Raw genomic sequence first — 16,175 nt, forward strand, 5'->3', positions numbered from 1 at the left:
CCCTGTGGTGACCTGACCCCCGCCCCGGGGCGGGGGTCAGGTCACCACAGGGGGCGCAGCGGCGGCGGGGAGTCGCCCGCCATGACGCGGACCAGGGCGGCGAGTTCGGCGCGCGGGAGCCGCAGGCCCGACTCCTCGAGCCGCGCCGCCAGTTCGGCCTCGAGGCCGTGCAGGGTCCGGCCCGCCACCGCGAGGTGCTCCTGGGCCCGGGCGGTGAGGACGACCAGCTTGCGGCGGCCGCCCGCGGGGTGCGGGCGGCGCTCGACGTAACCGCGTTTCTCCAGGTCGTCGACGATCTGCCCGGCGGCCTGCTTGGTGACCCCGAGCGTCTCGGCGAGTTCGCTGCTGGTCGCGCCGGCTCCGCGCAACGCCTGGAAGACCAGGCCGTGCATCGGGCGCAGGTCGTCGTAGCCCGCGGCGTCGAGCCGGCTCACGAACTCGGTGAGGACCAGCTGGAACGCCATGCCGAGCAGGAAGGTGAGCTCGGTCCGCTCCAGCGGGTCGTGCGTGGTCTCCATCGATTCATCTTGACACAGGTATGTAAAGCCTCTTTACTCAGCGGTGTGAGTAAAGAGGCTTTACACATGACCGCGCCCGCCGGACGCGCAGACACGAGGGGGTACTCCATGACGGTGATCGACGAGACCGAGCAGCGGACGACCAGGACGGGCGCGGGGGCGATGTTCGCGCTGGCGGCTCCGAGCCAGGGGAGCAAGGAGCTCAGCACCTGGCGGGTGGAGCTGGGCGAGGGGGCGGCGACGCCGGTGCACCTGATCGACCGCGAGCAGGTCTGGATGCCGCTGTCGGGCGAGTTCCAGGTGGAGGTCGAGGGCGCCGTGGAGCGGGCGAAGGCCGGTCAGGCCGTGCTGCTGCCCGCGGGTGCGGTGCGGCAGGTCACGGCGGTGGGCGGACCGGCCCAGGCGCTGGTCGCCATGCCGGCCGGCGGCAGGGCGATGCTGCCCGGCGGCGAGGACAGGATCGTCCTGCCCTGGGCGGAGTGACGCCGCCTCACGTCCGGCCGGGACCGTGCCGCCACAGGGCCGGGGCCGCCACGACGCCGGGGCCACCGTCACGTGACCGGGACCGTTGTCGCCCGGCGGGGGCCGCCGTCGCGGCGGTCCCGGCCGGCACCGCCGCCCCTCGCTGATGCCCCTGACCAAACGTCACCCGAACGGACTCGCGCCTCGGGAACGATCGCTTCACACTGTTCGTCACACCACCTGAGGGATCGTCACGCGCGCCCGCCAGGAGGGGAACGGCGGTCGCGACCGGGGGCGGCCGGGGCCGGCCGAGGCGGCGGTCGGCATGCCCGACTCCGGCCGGCTCGGCACGACCTCTGTCGCTTTGCCCGTGCGGCATGACAGCATCCCCAAGGGACGTGTGATGTTACCGACGGTAAGACAGGTGGGAGGCGACCCATGGCAGCAGGCAGAGGAAGAGGCGGACGCGGCCCGAGCCGCCGCGGGCTGATCGTCGCGGCCGTGGCGCTGGTCTGCGCGATCACCGCGGTGGGCGCGCCGGGCGTGGCGTACGCGGGCACCCATGTGCCGGCCGCCGCGAGCGCGGCGAACGACCCCGCGCCCGTTCCCGCCAGCACCGCGCAACTCGAGGCGGTCCGCGAGCAGCTCGACGCCCTCTACCGCGAGGCGGCCCGCGCCACCGACGCGTACAACGCGGCCGAGGAGAAGGCGAAGGAGCAGTCCCGGGAGATCGCCGGGATCACCGATCAGATCTACGACGTCCAGCAGCGGCTGGACGACCTGCGTCAGCGGGCCGGGGCCGCCGCCCGCGCCCAGTACCGCGGAGCCGGGCTGCCCCCGGAGGCCCGGCTCTGGCTGAGCGACGACCCCGAGGACTTCCTCGACGGAGCCCGGCGCGTACGGGAGGGCGAGAAGGCCGCCAAGGGCGTGCTCACGGACCTCGACGAGTCCAAGGAAGACCTCAAGAAGCTGGAGCGAGAAGCCTCCACGCGGTACGAGAAGCTCGAGAAGCAGCGCAAGGCCAAGGACAAGGCCCGCGAGAAGATCGAGAAGCAGGTGAAGCAGGCGGAGGAGCTCGAATCCCGCCTGGAGAAGGAGGAGCGGGAGCGGCTCGCCGAGTTGGAGGCCGAGGCCGACCGCCGGTCCCAGGCCGCCTGGGTGGGCTCCGGCATCCTCGCCGGCCTCGACGACGCCACCTCCGACTCCGCCCGCCGCGCCATCGCCTACGCCTCCGAGCAGTTGGGCAAGCCGTACGTGTGGGGCGCCGAGGGCCCCGACTCCTTCGACTGCTCGGGCCTGACCTCCCAGGCGTGGGCCGCGGCCGGGTACGGCATCCCGCGCACCTCGCAGGAGCAGTGGCGGCGGCTGCACCGGGTGCCCGTCCAGCAGATGCGCCCGGGCGACCTGATCATCTACAACAGCGACGCCACCCACGTCGCCATGTACCTGGGCGACGGCCGGATGATCCACGCCCCGCGCCCCGGCCGTTCGGTGACCGTGGCCGGCGCGGGCACCATGCCGATCCTGGGCGTGGTGCGCCCCGACCCGAAGCAGCCGAGCGTCGAGGCCGGACAGTCCGGAGGACAGCGGAGCGACGGGCAGAAGAGCGAAGGACAGAAGGACGGAAAGAAGGACTGACGCACCGGAACATCCCCTTCCGGTGCGGGCGTGACGGAGTGACCCATTCCACCTCCTCCCGCCTGCCGGGCGGCCTCGGCGCGTGACGTTCGTCATCCCCGCCGAGGCCGCCGTCTCGTCCGAAAGCGCTCCTGAACGCGGCATTTGACGCTGCCGGACCCGGCTTCCCGAGGGCGGTCCGGCATTCCGTTGTGCCCTGGTGAGCCGCTAAGGTCCCCACTCGGCGGGCGTCGAACCCTCTCGGCCCCGCCGCTCCGGGGGGAGGGAAGGAAACCGAACCCATGTCGATGCACATACCGCGGCCCCGGGCGGTCCCGCCCGTGGAGAGCGATCAGGCGCCGGACTCCGGCGCCTGGGCGTACGGCGCTCCCGTCCAGGAGGCCCCGCGCCCCCTGGGACCGGCCGGCGCCGCCCCCTCCGCGGCATCGGCGAACCCGTCGGCGGACGACCCGCACCCCACCGCCCCGAACCACGAGGAGCACACCTCGCCGGACAATCCCGCGTCCAGCGCCCCGGAGGCCGAGAAGGCACCCGCCCCGGCGCAGCTGACGCTGCTGCTGATCGAGGCCGACCCGGGCGGCTCCGCCGTCGTGACCGAACTCCTCGGCTCCGACGGCAGGCCCGTGCGGGTCCGTACCGCCCGCAACCTCACCGAGGCGGAGCGGCTGCTGACCGACGACGTGAACTGCATCCTGCTCGACCTCGACCTCCCCGCCCCCGGCCGGACCGCCCCGTCGCAGGACGGCGCGGCCGAGGACGAGCTGGCCGTGCTCAAGCACGTGCTGCGGATCGCGCCCCGGCACGCGGTGCTGGCCCTCACCAGCTCGGGCGACGCCGAGCGGCGCGGGCCCGAGGCGGTCCGCGTCGGCGCCCAGGACTACCTGGTCCGCGACGAGCTGGACGGGCGGCTGCTGCGCCGCGCGATCCGTTACGCGGTGGAGCGCAAGCGCTCCGACACGGCGGAGCGGCGGCTGACCGAGTCCCGGCTGCGGGCCCAGGAGAACGCCCGGCTGGAGCGGGGGCTGCTGCCCACGCCCATCCTGGACGGCTCCCTGCTGCGGTTCGCGGCCCGCTACCGGCCGGGCCGCTCGCGCGCCCTGCTGGGCGGCGACTTCTACGACACGGTGCGCACCCCGGACGGGGCGGTGCACGTGATGATCGGCGACGTGGCCGGTCACGGCCCCGACGAGGCGGCGCTCGGCGTGGAGCTTCGCATTGCCTGGCGCGCCCTGACGCTGGCCGGGCTGAGCGGCGACGACCTGCTGGCCACCCTGCAGAAAGTGCTGGAGCACGAGCGGCACAGCGAGGAGACCTTCGCGACCCTCTGCCAGGTGGACATCGCGCCGGACGGGCGCAGCGCCGGGGTGTGTCTGGCGGGTCACCCGCCGCCGCTGATCGCCCGCCCGGGCGAGGGCGCCCATCTGCTGCCCTACGAGGAGAACGGCCCGGCGCTCGGTCTGCTGACGGACGCGCGCTGGCCGCGCACCGAGATGTGGCTGGGGGACGCGTGGAGCCTGATGCTGTACACGGACGGCCTGATCGAGGGCCGGGACGGCGGCGGCCAGGGCGAGCGGCTGGGTGAGGACGGCATGGCGGACCTGGTCCGGCACCACCTGGCGGCCGGGCTGAGCGGCGAGGTCCTGCTGCGCGAGACGCTGGCGGAGGTCCGCTCGCTCAACGGCGGCGAGCTCACCGACGACGTGGCCGTCCTGCTCCTCGAGCGGGGCTGAGGGTCCCGGAGCGGCTCCCGGCGCCGGGCCCACGGCGCCCGAACTACGGGGCGCGCCACCCACGCCGGGCGCGCCGCCCACAGGGCACGCCGCCCATCGGGTGAGCCGCTGCGAACGCCGCTACGAACAACGCCCACGACGCCGAGCAGGCGTCGTGGGCGTTGTTGTGCACGGCGGGCGGCGGACGGCGGAGGTCAGCGGCCGCCGTTGTACGGTCCGTAGGGGCCGTCGCTGCTGGAGCCGCCCCGGGTGCTCTTGCGCCCGCCGCCCGGGAGGTTCCGCAGGGCGGGGCGCACGTCGACCATGTACACGATCGTCGCAATCAGGCCGATGATCGGCAGGAACGACAGGATCGGGAAGATCAGGTTCACCACGAAGGCGAGCCCGAGGATGATCAGCCAGAACGGCTTGGTCTTCTTGTCGGCGGCCCGGTAGCCGTCCTCGCGCCGGATCGCCGCGTCCACCAGCGCGAACCCGCTGAACACGATCAGCGCGAGGTTCAGCAGATACATCAGGTTGCTGAAGCCCTGCATCAGCACAACGTCCACCACCAGTCTCAGGTCGCCCGGGCCCGGAAGCGGGTCCTGGGGGAGGTCCTGTCAGCCACGGTACTCGTCTCCCGCCCGTGGCTCCCTACGGCTGTCCGTGGACCCTTACCCGGCAGGCGGGCCGGGCACCCGGGGGCGCCCGGCCTTACCGCGCACGGCCGACGGCGACGGCCGCGCGGGGCGCTCACTCGGCGGGCGGCGTGGACTTCTTCGCCGTGCGCCGGGCGGGGGCCTTCCTGGCCGGGGCGGCCTTCTTCCCGGCGGCCTCACCGGCCTCCGCGTCGGTCGTGGTCTGCGCCGGCTCGTCCTGCGGGACGGCGGAGGCGGGCGGCTGCGCCACCGGGGTCTCGGCGGACGCCGGCCTGGAGGCCCGCGGCTCGACCGCCGCGGCGGCGTCGACGATGCCGTCCGCCGCCTCGCCGCGCCAGACGCGGACCGCCTGCTCGCCGTGCTCGGCGACCCGCTCGTAGGTCTCGCGGGCCTTGACCGCGTACTCCAGCGCCCGGCCCACGCCGCGCAGCGCCAGGCCCTGCGCGGTCTCGCCGAGCTTCTTCAGGTCGGGCTCCAGGCCGGACACGACCTCGGTGACCTTGGCCTGGACGACCGTGGTGGTCTCCTTCACCCGGGCCACGGCCTTCTCCTTCACCGCCTCGGGGTCGGCGGCCTTGACCGCCTCGATCCGGCCCGGGGCCTCCGCCCGGATCTGCTCGACCAGGGCGGGCACCTTCCGGGCCTGCTGCAGGGCCAGGTCGGCGGTGCCGGCGGCGAAGTAGAGGGGCGTCGGGTCGCTGAGGGTCTTGCGGAGGTCGTCGGTGATGGCCATGAGGATGGTCCTTCCCGGATCGCTTACTTCTGGAAGTCTGGTGGTGCCGGTGGCGTGCCCCCGCCGTCGGCCGGGCGAGGTCCGCCTGCCGCCGCGTCGTCCGCACCGTTCTCGTGGCGGAACGCGTCGTAGATCTGGACCAGCGCCTGCTTCTGCCGCTCGGTGAGCACGGGGTCGGCGAAGATGACGGCCCGGGTGTCCGGACCGTGCGTCCCGTCGTCCGCAGTGCCGCTGCCCCGTTCGGCGTCGAGAATGCCCGCCCGGACGTAGAGAGTCTCGGCGGAGATCCGCAGTGCCTTGGCGACCTGCTGGAGCACCTCGGCGCTGGGCTTGCGCAGGCCTCGCTCGATCTGGCTCAGGTAGGGGTTCGACACCCCTGCGGCGTCCGCGAGTTGGCGCAACGACAGCTGCGCGTTGCGCCGCTGCTCGCGCAGATACTCCCCGAGACCACCGACGTTGAGCGATGCCATGACCACACCGTGCCACCTCGCGCTAACTTTTGCAAGCACCCTGCTAGCAGCCTTGCGTGCCGCCCGCGGGTGAGCGTCCTCACGTCGACGCCGCGCACCACACAAGGAGTTGACGCCCCACCAGCACCCGGCCCGCGGCACCGCGACCCTGCGCGGCGGACCAATCCGACGGCCGGGACCATGACCGAAGTCGTGGCCGCGACCAGGGGCGACCGACCGTGAGCCGCCCGGCCGGGTGCCCGGCGGCCCGGGCCCCCGCCGGTCTCACGCCTGGCCGTGGTCCGCCCTGGCCGGGACGGGGCAGGGCTGGAGGGCGTCGAGGACGAACTTCAGGGAGCCGACCAGGTGCCGGGCGCCCGCCTCCAGCAGGAAGGCCTCCCGGGCCGCGCTGCGGGCGTGGCCGAGGAAGGGGACGCCTGCCGCATGGGCGGCGGCGAGGTGGGCGGGGGTCTCGCCGACGAACAGGGCCTCGCCCCGCTCCGCGCCGAGCGAGGCGAGCGCCCCGGCCAGCGTGTAGCGGAACTCCTCGCGGCGCCCGGTCCCCCGGCCGCACACCCGGGGCAGCGCGTCCGTCAGCCCGCGCCCGGCCACGTAACGGCTCCCCGCCTCGGCGTCGTGGCGGGTCACCACCGCGGTGCGCACGCCCAACGAGGCCCAGGTGCGCACCAGCGGGTCGGCCCACGGCGTGGGCGACGCCTTCGGCACCGCGCGGAGTTCGGCGGCGGTCAGGCGTGCGCGTAAGGCGGTCGCGACCGCCTCGTCCGGGCCCTCCGCCACGGCCGCGAGGACCGCGTAGGGGTCACGGCCGGCCCGCACGGCCGCCGGGAGCGCGCCGCCCGCCCCGGTGCCGTCGAGCCAGGCGATCAGGTCGTCGGCGAGCAGCCGCTCCTCGTCGCCGCCGGGGGCGAAGAGCCGGCACAGGGGTCCGTCGAGGGCGAACAGGACGACACGGGCGCGGGAGACGAGGCGGTCCGCCTCGGCAGTCATCACATGAGGGGCCATCACGACAGTGTCAGGTCAGTGGTGATGGTTTCCCAGAGGGCGTCGAACCACTTCTGCGACTGTTCCACGAACGCCGCGTCCCGCGAGGCCCCGGCGCGCTCGAAGGAGAACAGGAGGGACTCCGCGCTCATCCCGTCGAACACCTCGACCGCCTCGCTCTCCCCGACCGTCTCCTCCCGCCGGGTGATCATGTAGTAGGCCATCAGCGCCTCGGAGCCGTTGAGCAGGTAGAGCTTCATCGGCGGGGTGAAGGGCAGCGCCCGGAAGGTGACCCGGACGTCCACTCCGTGCGAGTGGCGCAGCATCCGCAGGTTGTGGCGCAGGACGTGGCCCTGGGCGTTGCGCTGCGCCAGCCACCACTCGTGGACCGGGTCGGGCGGCTCGACGTCGCCGTCGGCCCGCCTGCGGCGGCCCTCGACCGGGACCGGGAAGGCGAGGTTGATGTTCCGGGACGGGACCAGGATCCGCACGTCGACGGACTCCGGCCTGACCCGGCCCTCGTGGACCAGCCGCAGCGGCTCGGCGAGCGCCAGCATCAGCGTCTCGGCGGTCAGGCAGACCGCGTCGATCCGCACCGCGGGCTCCTGGAACGCCTGCACCAGCCGGGGCGCGAGGCCGACCATGGCCGAGCGCGGCTCGCCCGAGGAGGGGCGGCGCTCGGCGATCCTCGGCGGGCTCCCCTTGCTGACGTTGGTGAGCAGGCCGAGCTCCTGCAGGGTGCGCAGAGCCTGACGCACCGCGCCGCGCTCCACGCCGAACTCCTCGGCGAGCTCGGCCTGGGTGGGCAGCCTGTCGCCCGCCTTCAGCTCGCCGGCCTGGATCCGGTCGCGCAGCACCTCGGCGATCTCATGGGACGAGAGTCTCCTGTTGCCAGTCACTGCCACGTTCTCCTGAGTCACGACCAAACGGTACAACTTCCGTGCAGATTACGGAGGTTGGTTTCACGAACCGCCAACTGGACATAACCTCAACCAACTTCCACACTTGGCAGAGTTGGACCGAGTTGGCCCCACTTCCATCACCGGGAGCGAACCACAGACCGCACCGCCCCGCGAGACCGAGACCCCTTGGAGGCACCGTGCCCGCCCTCGCCGCCCTCGCCGCAGCCGTCGCCGTCGTCATGGTCGAGCGGTACGTCGAGATGAGGTACGGCACGGCCGGTCTCGTCGGCCTGCTGCTCCTCACCGTCGGCCACAAGGCCAACAGTCCGACGTGCAGCTCCGCGGGTGCGGTGGTGCTCGCCGTGACCGTCACCTCGCCGGCGGTCTGACCCGGCAAGCGTACAACTTCACGCCATTTCCGGGGAGTTCACGAGAAGGTGGTTACCCCACCGGGCGAGATGGATACAACTAGAGATGAGTTGGTCGCCAACTCTTCCAACCTGGCGCAACAGCCGGGCGGTTGGCGTCAGAGCCGGAGATCACGGCAGCGCTCCTCTCCGGAGGGGAGCCGGGAGCGCACTCGACAACTGAAGAGCACGCTACGGATGCACCACCCCAGCACAGTCCCGTCCACCACCGGCCGGCGAGCACCGGGCAGGAAGGAGGTCCGACCAGGAGAGTTCACGGCAGGGCGCCCGCCCGACCGGGCGGGGCCCCTGCGGCCCCCACGCCGAGCCGCGCACCGACCCCCGTAAAACGCCCCGGCCTCAGAAGGCCGCGCGGACCGCTCCGACCTCCCGGCCGCCGCCCAGCAGCGGCGCGTGGCCGATGCGGTCCAGCACCGGGGCGTCGACCCCCGCCAGGCGCAGCACCCGCGCCAGCACCGGACCGAGCGCGCGTGTCGCGCCGTCCTCCACCTTGAACGCCAGCGCCCGCCCGTCCGGCAGGGCCACGGCCTGCACGGCCTCGGCGCCCATCTTCGACAGGACTCCCGGCACCTCGCGCATCAGCCAGGTGTCCGGACGGCGGGTTCCGGCCACGTACTCCGGGTGCGCCCGCATCGCGTCCGCCACCCGGCGCTCCGCGCTGCCCGGCTCGGCCAGGACGAAGGAGCGGAAGGCCCGGGCCAGACCGGTGAGGCCGATCGCCATCAGGGGCGCGCCGCAGCCGTCGGTGCCCACCGCGGTCACCGGCTCCCCCGCCGCCTCCTCGACCGCCGTGTGCACGAGCCGCTGCAGCGGGTGCCCCGGGTCGAGGTAGTCCTCCAGCGACCAGCCGTTGAGGGCGGAGGCGGCCAGCATGGCGGTGTGCTTGCCGGAGCAGTTCATGGCGACCCGCTCCCGGACGCCGCCGGCGGTCAGGTACGCTTCCGCCTCCACCGGGTCCAGCGGCAGGTCGACGGGGCAGCCCAGCTGCTCCTCACGCAGCCGGAACTCGCCCAGCATCTCGCGCACCAGCTCACGGTGGAACGTTTCTCCGGAGTGGCTGGCCGCCGCGAGCGCCAGCCGCTCGCCCTTCAGCTCCAGCCCGGCCCGCAGGATGGCCGCGGCCTGCATGGGCTTGTTGGACGAGCGGGGGAAGACCACGACCCCCGGATCACCGAGCGCGAACTCCACCGACCCGTCCGGCGCCAGCAGCACCAGGTGCCCGCGGTGCCGCCCCTCCACGAAGCCCGAGCGCACCACCTCCGCCAGCGGCACCGGCTCGACGGCGGGAGCGGCCGGCGCCGCCGCGGCGGAGGTCCGGGCGGCCTGATCCGCCGGATCGACCCGGTCGGCCGGGGCGGCGGCCGGGGCGGTGCGGTCGACGGCGGGGACGCGGGTCGGCTCGGAGGTCGGCTCGGACACGGTACGGGGCCTTTCAGGAGGACTCAGAGCAGCAGGTCGTCCACCTGCGCCTCTCCTTCACGGTACCTGCGCGCCAGCTCGGCCCCGCACGCGTCGGCGGTGCGCTGCAGCTCCTGGCGGCGCGACGACACCCCGCGCTCGTGCCGCACCAGCCGGGCGAGGGCCACCCGCAGCTCGACGTCGGTCCGGGCGGCCAGGTCGGAGAGGCCGACCTCCTCCAGCATCCCGCCCGCCTCCCGCCGGTACTCCTCGCTCCGGGGCGCGGAGAAGGTGACGTGCCGGGCCGACGAGGGATGGCGGGCCGGGGCGTCCCGGAGGATCTCCGGCAGCCGCTCCATGACCGGCGCCGGCTCGCCGGCCGGCCCCTGCCCGGGGCGGCCCGGGCCCCTGCGGCCCAGCTCGGCGCGGAGGATGTCGATCCGGCCCTGCAGCAGCCGCCGCAGGTAGCTGAGGTCCGTCTCCTCGGCCTGCGCCCGGCGCCGCAGCGCGCGGATCTCGGCCATCGGCAGCCCGGCGACCGGCGCGACCGCCGGCGGCGTACCGGCCCCGCAGGCCGCGCCCTGCGGGGTGGAGGCCGCGGAGGCGGCCGCCATGTCGTGGGAGGGCGTCCGCTGCGCGAAGGCGCGACCCGCCACCGCCTGCCCGTCCCGCTCGGCCGCCCGTCCGCCGATGTGCGTTCCCGGTGTCCTCATCTGCTCCAGCATCTCCTTGGTCGCCCGCGACCGGCGTGTGGACTTGCATCGTGCCACCCCAAGTGGCCGCAATGTGCGCGAGTGTCCATGATCGTCCCCTGATGGGGGGCGTGCGAACCTCCCGGGGCCGGGCGGACCGACCGTTCGGCGGCACGGCATGATGGGGCCCATGCGAGCGGTGGTACAGCGGGTGGACGGCGCGAGCGTCGTCGTCGAGGGCGAGACGGTCGGAGAGATCACTGGTGAGGGGCTGTGCGTCCTCGTCGGGGTCACCCACGAGGACACCCCGGAGAAGGCGGCCCAGCTGGCCCGCAAGCTCTGGTCGCTGCGGATCCTGCACGAGGAGAAGTCGTGCAGCGACGTGGACGCGCCGCTTCTGGTGATCAGCCAGTTCACCCTTTACGGGGACGCCCGCAAGGGTCGCCGGCCCACCTGGAACGCGGCGGCGCCCGGCCCGGTGGCCGAACCGCTGGTGGACGAGGTGGTCGCGCGGCTGCGCGAGCTCGGCGCGACGGTGGCGACCGGCCGGTTCGGGGCCGAGATGAGGGTCTCCCTCACCAACGACGGCCCCTTCACCGTCCTGCTCGAGATGTAGGCCCGCGCGGGCGGCCCTACGGCTGGACCACGACCTCCTGGGCGGCCGCCGTCGACCCGGCCAGCAGCCGGGCGTCGACGGGCACGTTGCGCTTCACCAGGGCGAGGGCGACCGGGCCCAGCTCGTGGTGGCGCACCGAGGTCGTCACGAAGCCCAGCTTGCGGCCCTCGGGGCCGTCGTCGGCGTCGCGGATCTCCGTCCCCGGCGGCGGCAGGTGCACCTCGCTGCCGTCCAGGTGCAGGAAGACCAGCCGCCGCGGCGGCTTCCCCAGGTTGTGGACACGGGCCACCGTCTCCTGGCCGCGGTAGCAGCCCTTCTGCAGGTGCACCGCGCTCTCCAGCCAGCCCAGCTCGTGCGGGATGGTCCGGTGGTCCGTCTCGAAGCCCAGGCGCGGCCGGTGCTGCTCGACCCGCAGTGCCTCCAGCGCGAGGATGCCTGCGGCCGGCCCGTTGGCCCCGGCGAACTCCTCCAGCCCCTCACGGGGCAGGAACAGGTCCCGCCCGAACGGCGTCTCCCGGGCGACCGCGCCCTCCGGGGTGGCGGCGATCGACCCGGCGGGCAGGTGCACGAGGGCGTACTCCGCGGTGCGGTCGGCGACCTCGACGCGGTAGAAGAACTTCATCGACTCCAGGTAGGCGATCAGCGCCTCCTGGGTGCCCGGCTCGACGTGCGCCCAGGTGGTGGCGCCGTCGTCCACCAGGTACAGGGCGTGCTCGATGTGCCCGTGCGGGGAGAGGATCAGCGCCTCGGTCGCCCGGTGCGCGGGGAGCTGCTCGACGTGCTGGGTGAGCAGCAGGTGCAGCCAGGCCAGCCGGTCGTCGCCGGTGACGGTGACCACGCCGCGGTGCGAGAGGTCCACGAAGCCCCTGCCGTCGGCCAGCGCCCGCTGTTCGCGGAACAGGTCTCCGTAGTGCGCGGCGACGCCTTCGTCCACACCCTCGGCGGGGACGGCGCCGGGCAACAGCAGCAAGGGACTCTTCATACGGATCACCCTACGTGTCTCGGTCGGCGGGATCCCCGGGCGCGGGAGCGGGGCCCGCGGCGGAAGGCGGTTCCTTGCCGCACCGCTCGCACCGCCCGAAGATCGCGAAGTGCTTCATGTCGGTGTCGAACCCGAAGGTCGCCCGGAGCTTGGCGGTGAACTCCTCCGCCACCGCGACGTCCGCCTCGATCACCTCGCCGCAGTCCCGGCAGACCAGGTGCAGGTGCTGGTGCCGGTCGGCGAGGTGGTAGGTCGGGGCGCCGTGCCCCAGATGGGCATGGCTGACCAGGCCGAGCTCCTCGAGGAGCTCCAGGGTCCGGTAGACGGTGGAAATGTTGACCCCCGACGCCGTTCTCCTCACTTCGCCGAGGATGTCGTCGGGGGTCGCGTGCTCCAGTGTCTCGACCGCTTCGAGCACGAGTTGCCGCTGCGGGGTCAGCCGGTAGCCGCGCTGCCGCAGGTCAGTCTTCCAGTCGGTGCTCACCACACCGAAAGTCTAGGTCTCTCCGGCCTACTTGAAGAAGGCAATCCCGTCGTCGGGCATATCGTCGGGCAGGGCCTTGGCCCAGCGCTCGACCTCCTCCGGCGTGACGACCTTCTTCAGGTGGGCCGACATGTAGGGGCGCAGCTCGACCTCGGGGGTCTGCTTCTCGCCCACCCACATCAGGTCGCTCTTCACGTAGCCGTACAGGCGCTTGCCGCCGCTGTACGGCCCGGAGGCGCGGGTCCGGGCGACCGCGTCGGTGACGACGTCGATCTGCGGCTTCTTGTCGGCCATCTGTCCGTACCAGACCTCGACCACGCCGTCGTCGCGGGTCATCACGATCTCGACGTTGCGGTCCTTGTCGATCCGCCAGAAGCCGGTCTCGGTCTCCAGCGGGCGGACCTTGTTCCCGTCGTTGTCCAGCACCCAGGTGTGGGAGCGGTACTCCAGGAAGTCCCGGCCGTCGTGGCTGAAGGTGACCTCCTGGCCGAAGTTGCACTTCTCGGAGCCGGGGAAGTCGTGCACGCCCGCGCCGGCCCAGTTGCCGAGCAGGAAGGCGAGCGGGACGAGGTCCGGGTGAAGGTCGGACGGGATCTCGATCATGAGTTGCTCTTCGTCGCGAGTGGCTTGAACGGATCGGTCGAGGCGCTGGTCAGCGCTGGCCCTGGTACAGCTTCTTCACGGTCAGGCCCGCGAAGGCGAGAACGCCGAGGCAGACAAGGACCAGCAGGGCCGAAAAGAAGATCTCCACGGGTGCTCCTCAGATGAGCGCGGTATAGCGGTGTACACAAGAGCCGGACCCCAGCTTACGCGCCTGGGGTCCGGCTCTTCCTGCGAGGTGGCTCAGCCGAGCAGCTGGGCCTGCAGCGCGACGGTCTGCTGGAAGGGGACAGCCGGGGCGGTGCCCTTCCTCGTCTGGGTGATCACCGCGAGGGTGTCACCGGCGGACAGGTACGCCTGACGGCTCTGCTCGTCGCCGTAGGGCTTCTCCTCGACGTACGCGGTGGTGGCGACCTCGGAGACGTCCGCCTTGGCGGGGTACTTCTCGTCCACCGCCCACGACTCGGTGCCCGCCGGCGGGAAGTCGGGCTCGTCGAAGCTGATGAACTCGCTCAGTACACCGCCCTCGACCTGCTCCGTGGTCGCGAAGTGGAGCAGGTGGATCTCCGTGCGGGTGCCGTCCGGCATGGTCCAGCCGCGGGCAGCGATGTGCCGCAGGCCGTTGTCGGTGAGGAGCTGCGACAGATCCTCCCGGTCGTCCTTCTCGAAGCCGGCCAGATACGTCTTCTTGTCCAGCCAGCCGTTCCGGTCGCCCGCCAGCTCCTTGTCCACGGTGGCGCCCTTGGGCGCCGGGAGCAGGAGTTCGCGCAGGTCGGCGTAGTGCGCGCCGGCCGGGTTGTCGTCCGCGAACGGGGCGGGGCTGCCCTCGGGCAGCGGCGGCCGCACCAGTTCGGGGTAGTCCCAGCGGCCGTCCGACTCGGTGGCCAGACCCGGCACCTCGGTGCGCTCCATGGACGTGATGCCGTAGGCGGCGCCGGTGCCGACGGCGGCGAACACCACCACGGCGGCCGTCCACCGCCCCACGGCCCGCAGCATCCGCCGCCGGTCCCCGGCCGGCTTCGCGGGCCGGTCGCCGACGGCCGTCTGCGGGGCGGCGAAGGGATTGGGTTCCTCGGCGGGCGCGGCGGCCGTCACCGGGGTGTCCACCGGCACGGTGGGCGAGGCGGCGGGCTGTGCCGGCGGCTCCGTGGTGGACTGCTGCGGCACCACCGGCGTGGGCTGCTGCGGCTCCTGCGGCTGTGCGGTCCGATCGACGGTCTGCTCGCTCATACCGCCTCCCCCGGGGTCTCGATGCGGTCGAGCTGCTTGGCCATGAGACCGGCGATGTCCTTCTTGTCGATCGGCTTGGGGGCGTCGGCCGTCAGCATGACCGACACCTCGCCCTGGAACGCCATGCAGTACATGCCGTCGATCTTCTCGTCCTTGTCCAGCTCGGGCAGGTAGCACCAGGCGTTCTTCTCGTGGCCGGCGACCTTGGGCCCGCTGCGCAGGAAGCCGATCCGCTTGAGCAGGTCGAACGTCTTCCGCTGCTCCTTGACGCTCGCCGCCACGGCCTTCTCGTTCTCCTGCTGGGCGAGGACGATCTCGACGATGTACTCCTCGCCGTAGACGTCGCTGTTCGCGTAGCTGCGCATGGCCTGGCCCTTGATGCGCTCCTTGTCGATCTGACGCTGCAGCCGACGGCGCTGGGTGCGGGGCAGGTCCTTCACCGACTCCTTGGCGAGCTCGGCGGCCTGCTTGCCGGTGAACGCGGCGTCGGAGCCGTACTCGCCGAGGTCGGGGCCCCGCTCGAGGCCGGTCTCCTCGTAGGTGAGCAGCATGGCCTGCAGGCCCTCGTAGTGGGTCCGCAGCTTCTTCTTGTCGTCCGCGGAGAGGGCGGCGTGCTCCCAGGTGGGCCTGCCCGGGTCGCGGTCCGCGTTGCGGACGGTCACCACGGTGAAGCCGGTGCCGCCGAGGACGGCGGCGGCCAGCACCACCACGCCTGCGACGCGGGCGATCCGGCGGCCGCGGCCGGGCTTCCTGACGGGCGCCCCGGGGACGGTGGGAACCGTCGCGGGGAGGACGTCGGGCTGCTCCCGCACGTCGGGCTGCTCCTGCGGCGTCTCGGCCGAGGTCGGGTTCTCACTCACAGCCGCTCCATCTGCCGCTCGGCCAGGCTCATGATCGTCTTCTTGGGGACCGGCTTGGTGTCCAGGACCCAGATCTCCAGCGCGATGTCACCGCGGTAGGCGAAGGCCCTGGCCTCGTACAGCGGCAGGTAGCCGGGCTCCCGCTCCGGCTCCTTCAGCACGTAGACCATGCCGTCGGCGGTGCCGGGGAGCGGCCAGCTGTCGACGTCGCTCTCCTCGGTGAAGCTGAGCTGCCGGTCCGTGAGCTCCGCCGCCATGAGGGACTCCTCGTGGCGGAACTGGGCCAGCCGGATCTCGGTGATCTGCTGGCCGCTCTCCCAGTAGGTCACCGCGGTCCGCCGGAACTCCGAGCGGAGCTGGTCGGAGAAGGCTTCGGCGGGCTCTTCGTAGGTGTCCGCGAAGTCGGGCAGTTCCATCCACCCGTCGCCGACGAACTCGGACGTGACGTCCTTGGTCCCCTTGGGCCTCTTCACCAGCAGCTTGCGCAGGTCGCCGTCGGTCCTCACCTTGCGGTCCTGGGCGGCCGGAAGCGGGTCCGGGCCCTCGCCCTTGGCCTGCTTCAGCTCGGGCTGGGACAGCGAGGGCAGCTTGGTGGGCTCCCGCTCGGCCTGGACGAGGTAACCGGTGCAGGTGCCGCCGACCAGGCCGAGGACGGCCGCGGCGGCGATCAGCATCGCGGTGCGGCCCCGGCGGCGCGGGGCGGGCGCCACGGCGGGCACGGGCTCCGCGTCGGGCGCGGGCGCGGCGGCGGAGGCGTGCTCCACCACGGGCACGGGCTGCGCGAGCGTGGGCTCCGCGGGGGCAGGCACGGGC

General features: G+C 73.2%; 19 protein-coding genes. 5 read left to right on the forward strand and 14 right to left on the reverse strand.

Annotation, left to right across the window (positions count from 1 at the left end):
• Window positions 1-41 precede the first annotated feature (41 nt).
• Window positions 42-518: a MarR family winged helix-turn-helix transcriptional regulator gene (locus tag ACOV8S_RS01620; RefSeq protein ID WP_448315552.1), complete on the reverse strand. Its 477-nt coding sequence runs from the start codon at window positions 516-518 to the stop codon at window positions 42-44.
• Between the two features lie 108 nt (window positions 519-626).
• Between ACOV8S_RS01620 and ACOV8S_RS01625 the strand changes: the two genes are divergently transcribed.
• From ACOV8S_RS01625 to ACOV8S_RS01635, 3 genes are all read left to right on the forward strand, one after another.
• Window positions 627-1,001 carry a cupin domain-containing protein gene (locus ACOV8S_RS01625; protein ID WP_448315554.1) on the forward strand — a complete coding sequence of 125 codons (375 nt, stop codon included), beginning with the start codon at window positions 627-629 and terminating at the stop codon, window positions 999-1,001.
• A 417-nt stretch (window positions 1,002-1,418) separates the two neighbouring features.
• The gene (locus ACOV8S_RS01630; protein WP_448315556.1) at window positions 1,419-2,618 is read left to right on the forward strand and encodes an NlpC/P60 family protein; all 1,200 of its coding nucleotides are present in this window, start codon (window positions 1,419-1,421) and stop codon (window positions 2,616-2,618) included.
• Between the two features lie 281 nt (window positions 2,619-2,899).
• Window positions 2,900-4,348: a PP2C family protein-serine/threonine phosphatase gene (locus ACOV8S_RS01635; RefSeq protein ID WP_448315558.1), complete on the forward strand. Its 1,449-nt coding sequence runs from the start codon at window positions 2,900-2,902 to the stop codon at window positions 4,346-4,348.
• Between the two features lie 194 nt (window positions 4,349-4,542).
• Here ACOV8S_RS01635 and ACOV8S_RS01640 read toward each other — a convergent pair whose 3' ends face one another.
• From ACOV8S_RS01640 to ACOV8S_RS01660, 5 genes are all read right to left on the reverse strand, one after another.
• Window positions 4,543-4,881: a DUF2516 family protein gene (locus tag ACOV8S_RS01640; RefSeq protein ID WP_448315673.1), complete on the reverse strand. Its 339-nt coding sequence runs from the start codon at window positions 4,879-4,881 to the stop codon at window positions 4,543-4,545.
• Between the two features lie 199 nt (window positions 4,882-5,080).
• Window positions 5,081-5,719 carry a hypothetical protein gene (locus ACOV8S_RS01645; protein ID WP_448315560.1) on the reverse strand — a complete coding sequence of 213 codons (639 nt, stop codon included), beginning with the start codon at window positions 5,717-5,719 and terminating at the stop codon, window positions 5,081-5,083.
• A 23-nt stretch (window positions 5,720-5,742) separates the two neighbouring features.
• A complete protein-coding gene (locus tag ACOV8S_RS01650) occupies window positions 5,743-6,189 on the reverse strand; it encodes a helix-turn-helix domain-containing protein (RefSeq protein ID WP_448315561.1) in 447 nt (148 codons plus the stop codon).
• A 264-nt stretch (window positions 6,190-6,453) separates the two neighbouring features.
• Window positions 6,454-7,191: an HAD family hydrolase gene (locus tag ACOV8S_RS01655; protein ID WP_448315562.1), complete on the reverse strand. Its 738-nt coding sequence runs from the start codon at window positions 7,189-7,191 to the stop codon at window positions 6,454-6,456.
• A complete protein-coding gene (locus ACOV8S_RS01660; protein ID WP_448315565.1) occupies window positions 7,191-8,096 on the reverse strand; it encodes a GntR family transcriptional regulator in 906 nt (301 codons plus the stop codon). Before ACOV8S_RS01660 ends, ACOV8S_RS01655 begins: the two co-directional genes overlap by 1 nt.
• 173 nt (window positions 8,097-8,269) lie before the next feature.
• Between ACOV8S_RS01660 and ACOV8S_RS01665 the strand changes: the two genes are divergently transcribed.
• A complete protein-coding gene (locus tag ACOV8S_RS01665) occupies window positions 8,270-8,461 on the forward strand; it encodes a hypothetical protein (RefSeq protein WP_351112897.1) in 192 nt (63 codons plus the stop codon).
• 378 nt (window positions 8,462-8,839) lie between these two features.
• On the opposite strand, the gene ACOV8S_RS01670 is transcribed toward ACOV8S_RS01665, so the two are convergent.
• Window positions 8,840-9,772, reverse strand: coding sequence for an asparaginase (locus ACOV8S_RS01670; RefSeq protein ID WP_448315675.1), 933 nt, complete (start codon window positions 9,770-9,772; stop codon window positions 8,840-8,842).
• A gap of 170 nt (window positions 9,773-9,942) precedes the next feature.
• Complete coding sequence (locus ACOV8S_RS01675; RefSeq protein ID WP_448315567.1) at window positions 9,943-10,623, reverse strand: RsiG family protein; 681 nt, start codon at window positions 10,621-10,623, stop codon at window positions 9,943-9,945.
• A gap of 157 nt (window positions 10,624-10,780) precedes the next feature.
• Between ACOV8S_RS01675 and dtd the strand changes: the two genes are divergently transcribed.
• Window positions 10,781-11,206 carry a D-aminoacyl-tRNA deacylase gene (gene dtd / locus ACOV8S_RS01680; RefSeq protein WP_448315568.1) on the forward strand — a complete coding sequence of 142 codons (426 nt, stop codon included), beginning with the start codon at window positions 10,781-10,783 and terminating at the stop codon, window positions 11,204-11,206.
• Between the two features lie 16 nt (window positions 11,207-11,222).
• Here the strand turns inward: dtd and ygfZ are convergent, their stop codons facing one another.
• From ygfZ to ACOV8S_RS01710, 6 genes are all read right to left on the reverse strand, one after another.
• Window positions 11,223-12,188, reverse strand: coding sequence for a CAF17-like 4Fe-4S cluster assembly/insertion protein YgfZ (gene ygfZ / locus ACOV8S_RS01685; protein ID WP_448315570.1), 966 nt, complete (start codon window positions 12,186-12,188; stop codon window positions 11,223-11,225).
• Between the two features lie 10 nt (window positions 12,189-12,198).
• On the reverse strand, window positions 12,199-12,675 hold the full coding sequence (locus ACOV8S_RS01690; RefSeq protein ID WP_448315572.1) for a Fur family transcriptional regulator: 477 nt from the start codon (window positions 12,673-12,675) through the stop codon (window positions 12,199-12,201).
• 24 nt (window positions 12,676-12,699) lie between these two features.
• A complete protein-coding gene (locus tag ACOV8S_RS01695) occupies window positions 12,700-13,275 on the reverse strand; it encodes an FABP family protein (protein WP_448315573.1) in 576 nt (191 codons plus the stop codon).
• A 240-nt stretch (window positions 13,276-13,515) separates the two neighbouring features.
• Window positions 13,516-14,502, reverse strand: coding sequence for a hypothetical protein (locus ACOV8S_RS01700; protein WP_448315575.1), 987 nt, complete (start codon window positions 14,500-14,502; stop codon window positions 13,516-13,518).
• A complete protein-coding gene (locus ACOV8S_RS01705) occupies window positions 14,499-15,362 on the reverse strand; it encodes a hypothetical protein (protein WP_448315577.1) in 864 nt (287 codons plus the stop codon). The genes ACOV8S_RS01700 and ACOV8S_RS01705 overlap by 4 nt, the downstream gene beginning before the upstream one ends.
• A partial coding sequence (locus ACOV8S_RS01710; RefSeq protein WP_448315578.1) for a hypothetical protein occupies window positions 15,359-16,175 on the reverse strand: 817 nt, incomplete at its 5' end. The genes ACOV8S_RS01710 and ACOV8S_RS01705, both read right to left, overlap by 4 nt.

The organism is Streptomyces sp. CO7 (genome assembly GCF_053474865.1).

Bases quoted from the DNA above. Each gene is read 5' to 3' on its own strand.
- ACOV8S_RS01695 (WP_448315573.1), bottom strand. From the start codon at position 13,275: ATGATCGAGATCCCGTCCGACCTTCACCCGGACCTCGTCCCGCTCGCC.
- dtd (WP_448315568.1), top strand. From the start codon at position 10,781: ATGCGAGCGGTGGTACAGCGGGTGGACGGCGCGAGCGTCGTCGTCGAG.
- ACOV8S_RS01655 (WP_448315562.1), bottom strand. From the start codon at position 7,191: ATGGCCCCTCATGTGATGACTGCCGAGGCGGACCGCCTCGTCTCCCGC.
- ACOV8S_RS01645 (WP_448315560.1), bottom strand. From the start codon at position 5,719: ATGGCCATCACCGACGACCTCCGCAAGACCCTCAGCGACCCGACGCCC.
- ACOV8S_RS01630 (WP_448315556.1), top strand. From the start codon at position 1,419: ATGGCAGCAGGCAGAGGAAGAGGCGGACGCGGCCCGAGCCGCCGCGGG.
- ACOV8S_RS01650 (WP_448315561.1), bottom strand. From the start codon at position 6,189: ATGGCATCGCTCAACGTCGGTGGTCTCGGGGAGTATCTGCGCGAGCAG.
- ACOV8S_RS01700 (WP_448315575.1), bottom strand. From the start codon at position 14,502: ATGAGCGAGCAGACCGTCGATCGGACCGCACAGCCGCAGGAGCCGCAG.
- ACOV8S_RS01625 (WP_448315554.1), top strand. From the start codon at position 627: ATGACGGTGATCGACGAGACCGAGCAGCGGACGACCAGGACGGGCGCG.
- ACOV8S_RS01620 (WP_448315552.1), bottom strand. From the start codon at position 518: ATGGAGACCACGCACGACCCGCTGGAGCGGACCGAGCTCACCTTCCTG.
- ACOV8S_RS01635 (WP_448315558.1), top strand. From the start codon at position 2,900: ATGTCGATGCACATACCGCGGCCCCGGGCGGTCCCGCCCGTGGAGAGC.
- ygfZ (WP_448315570.1), bottom strand. From the start codon at position 12,188: ATGAAGAGTCCCTTGCTGCTGTTGCCCGGCGCCGTCCCCGCCGAGGGT.
- ACOV8S_RS01640 (WP_448315673.1), bottom strand. From the start codon at position 4,881: ATGCAGGGCTTCAGCAACCTGATGTATCTGCTGAACCTCGCGCTGATC.
- ACOV8S_RS01675 (WP_448315567.1), bottom strand. From the start codon at position 10,623: ATGCTGGAGCAGATGAGGACACCGGGAACGCACATCGGCGGACGGGCG.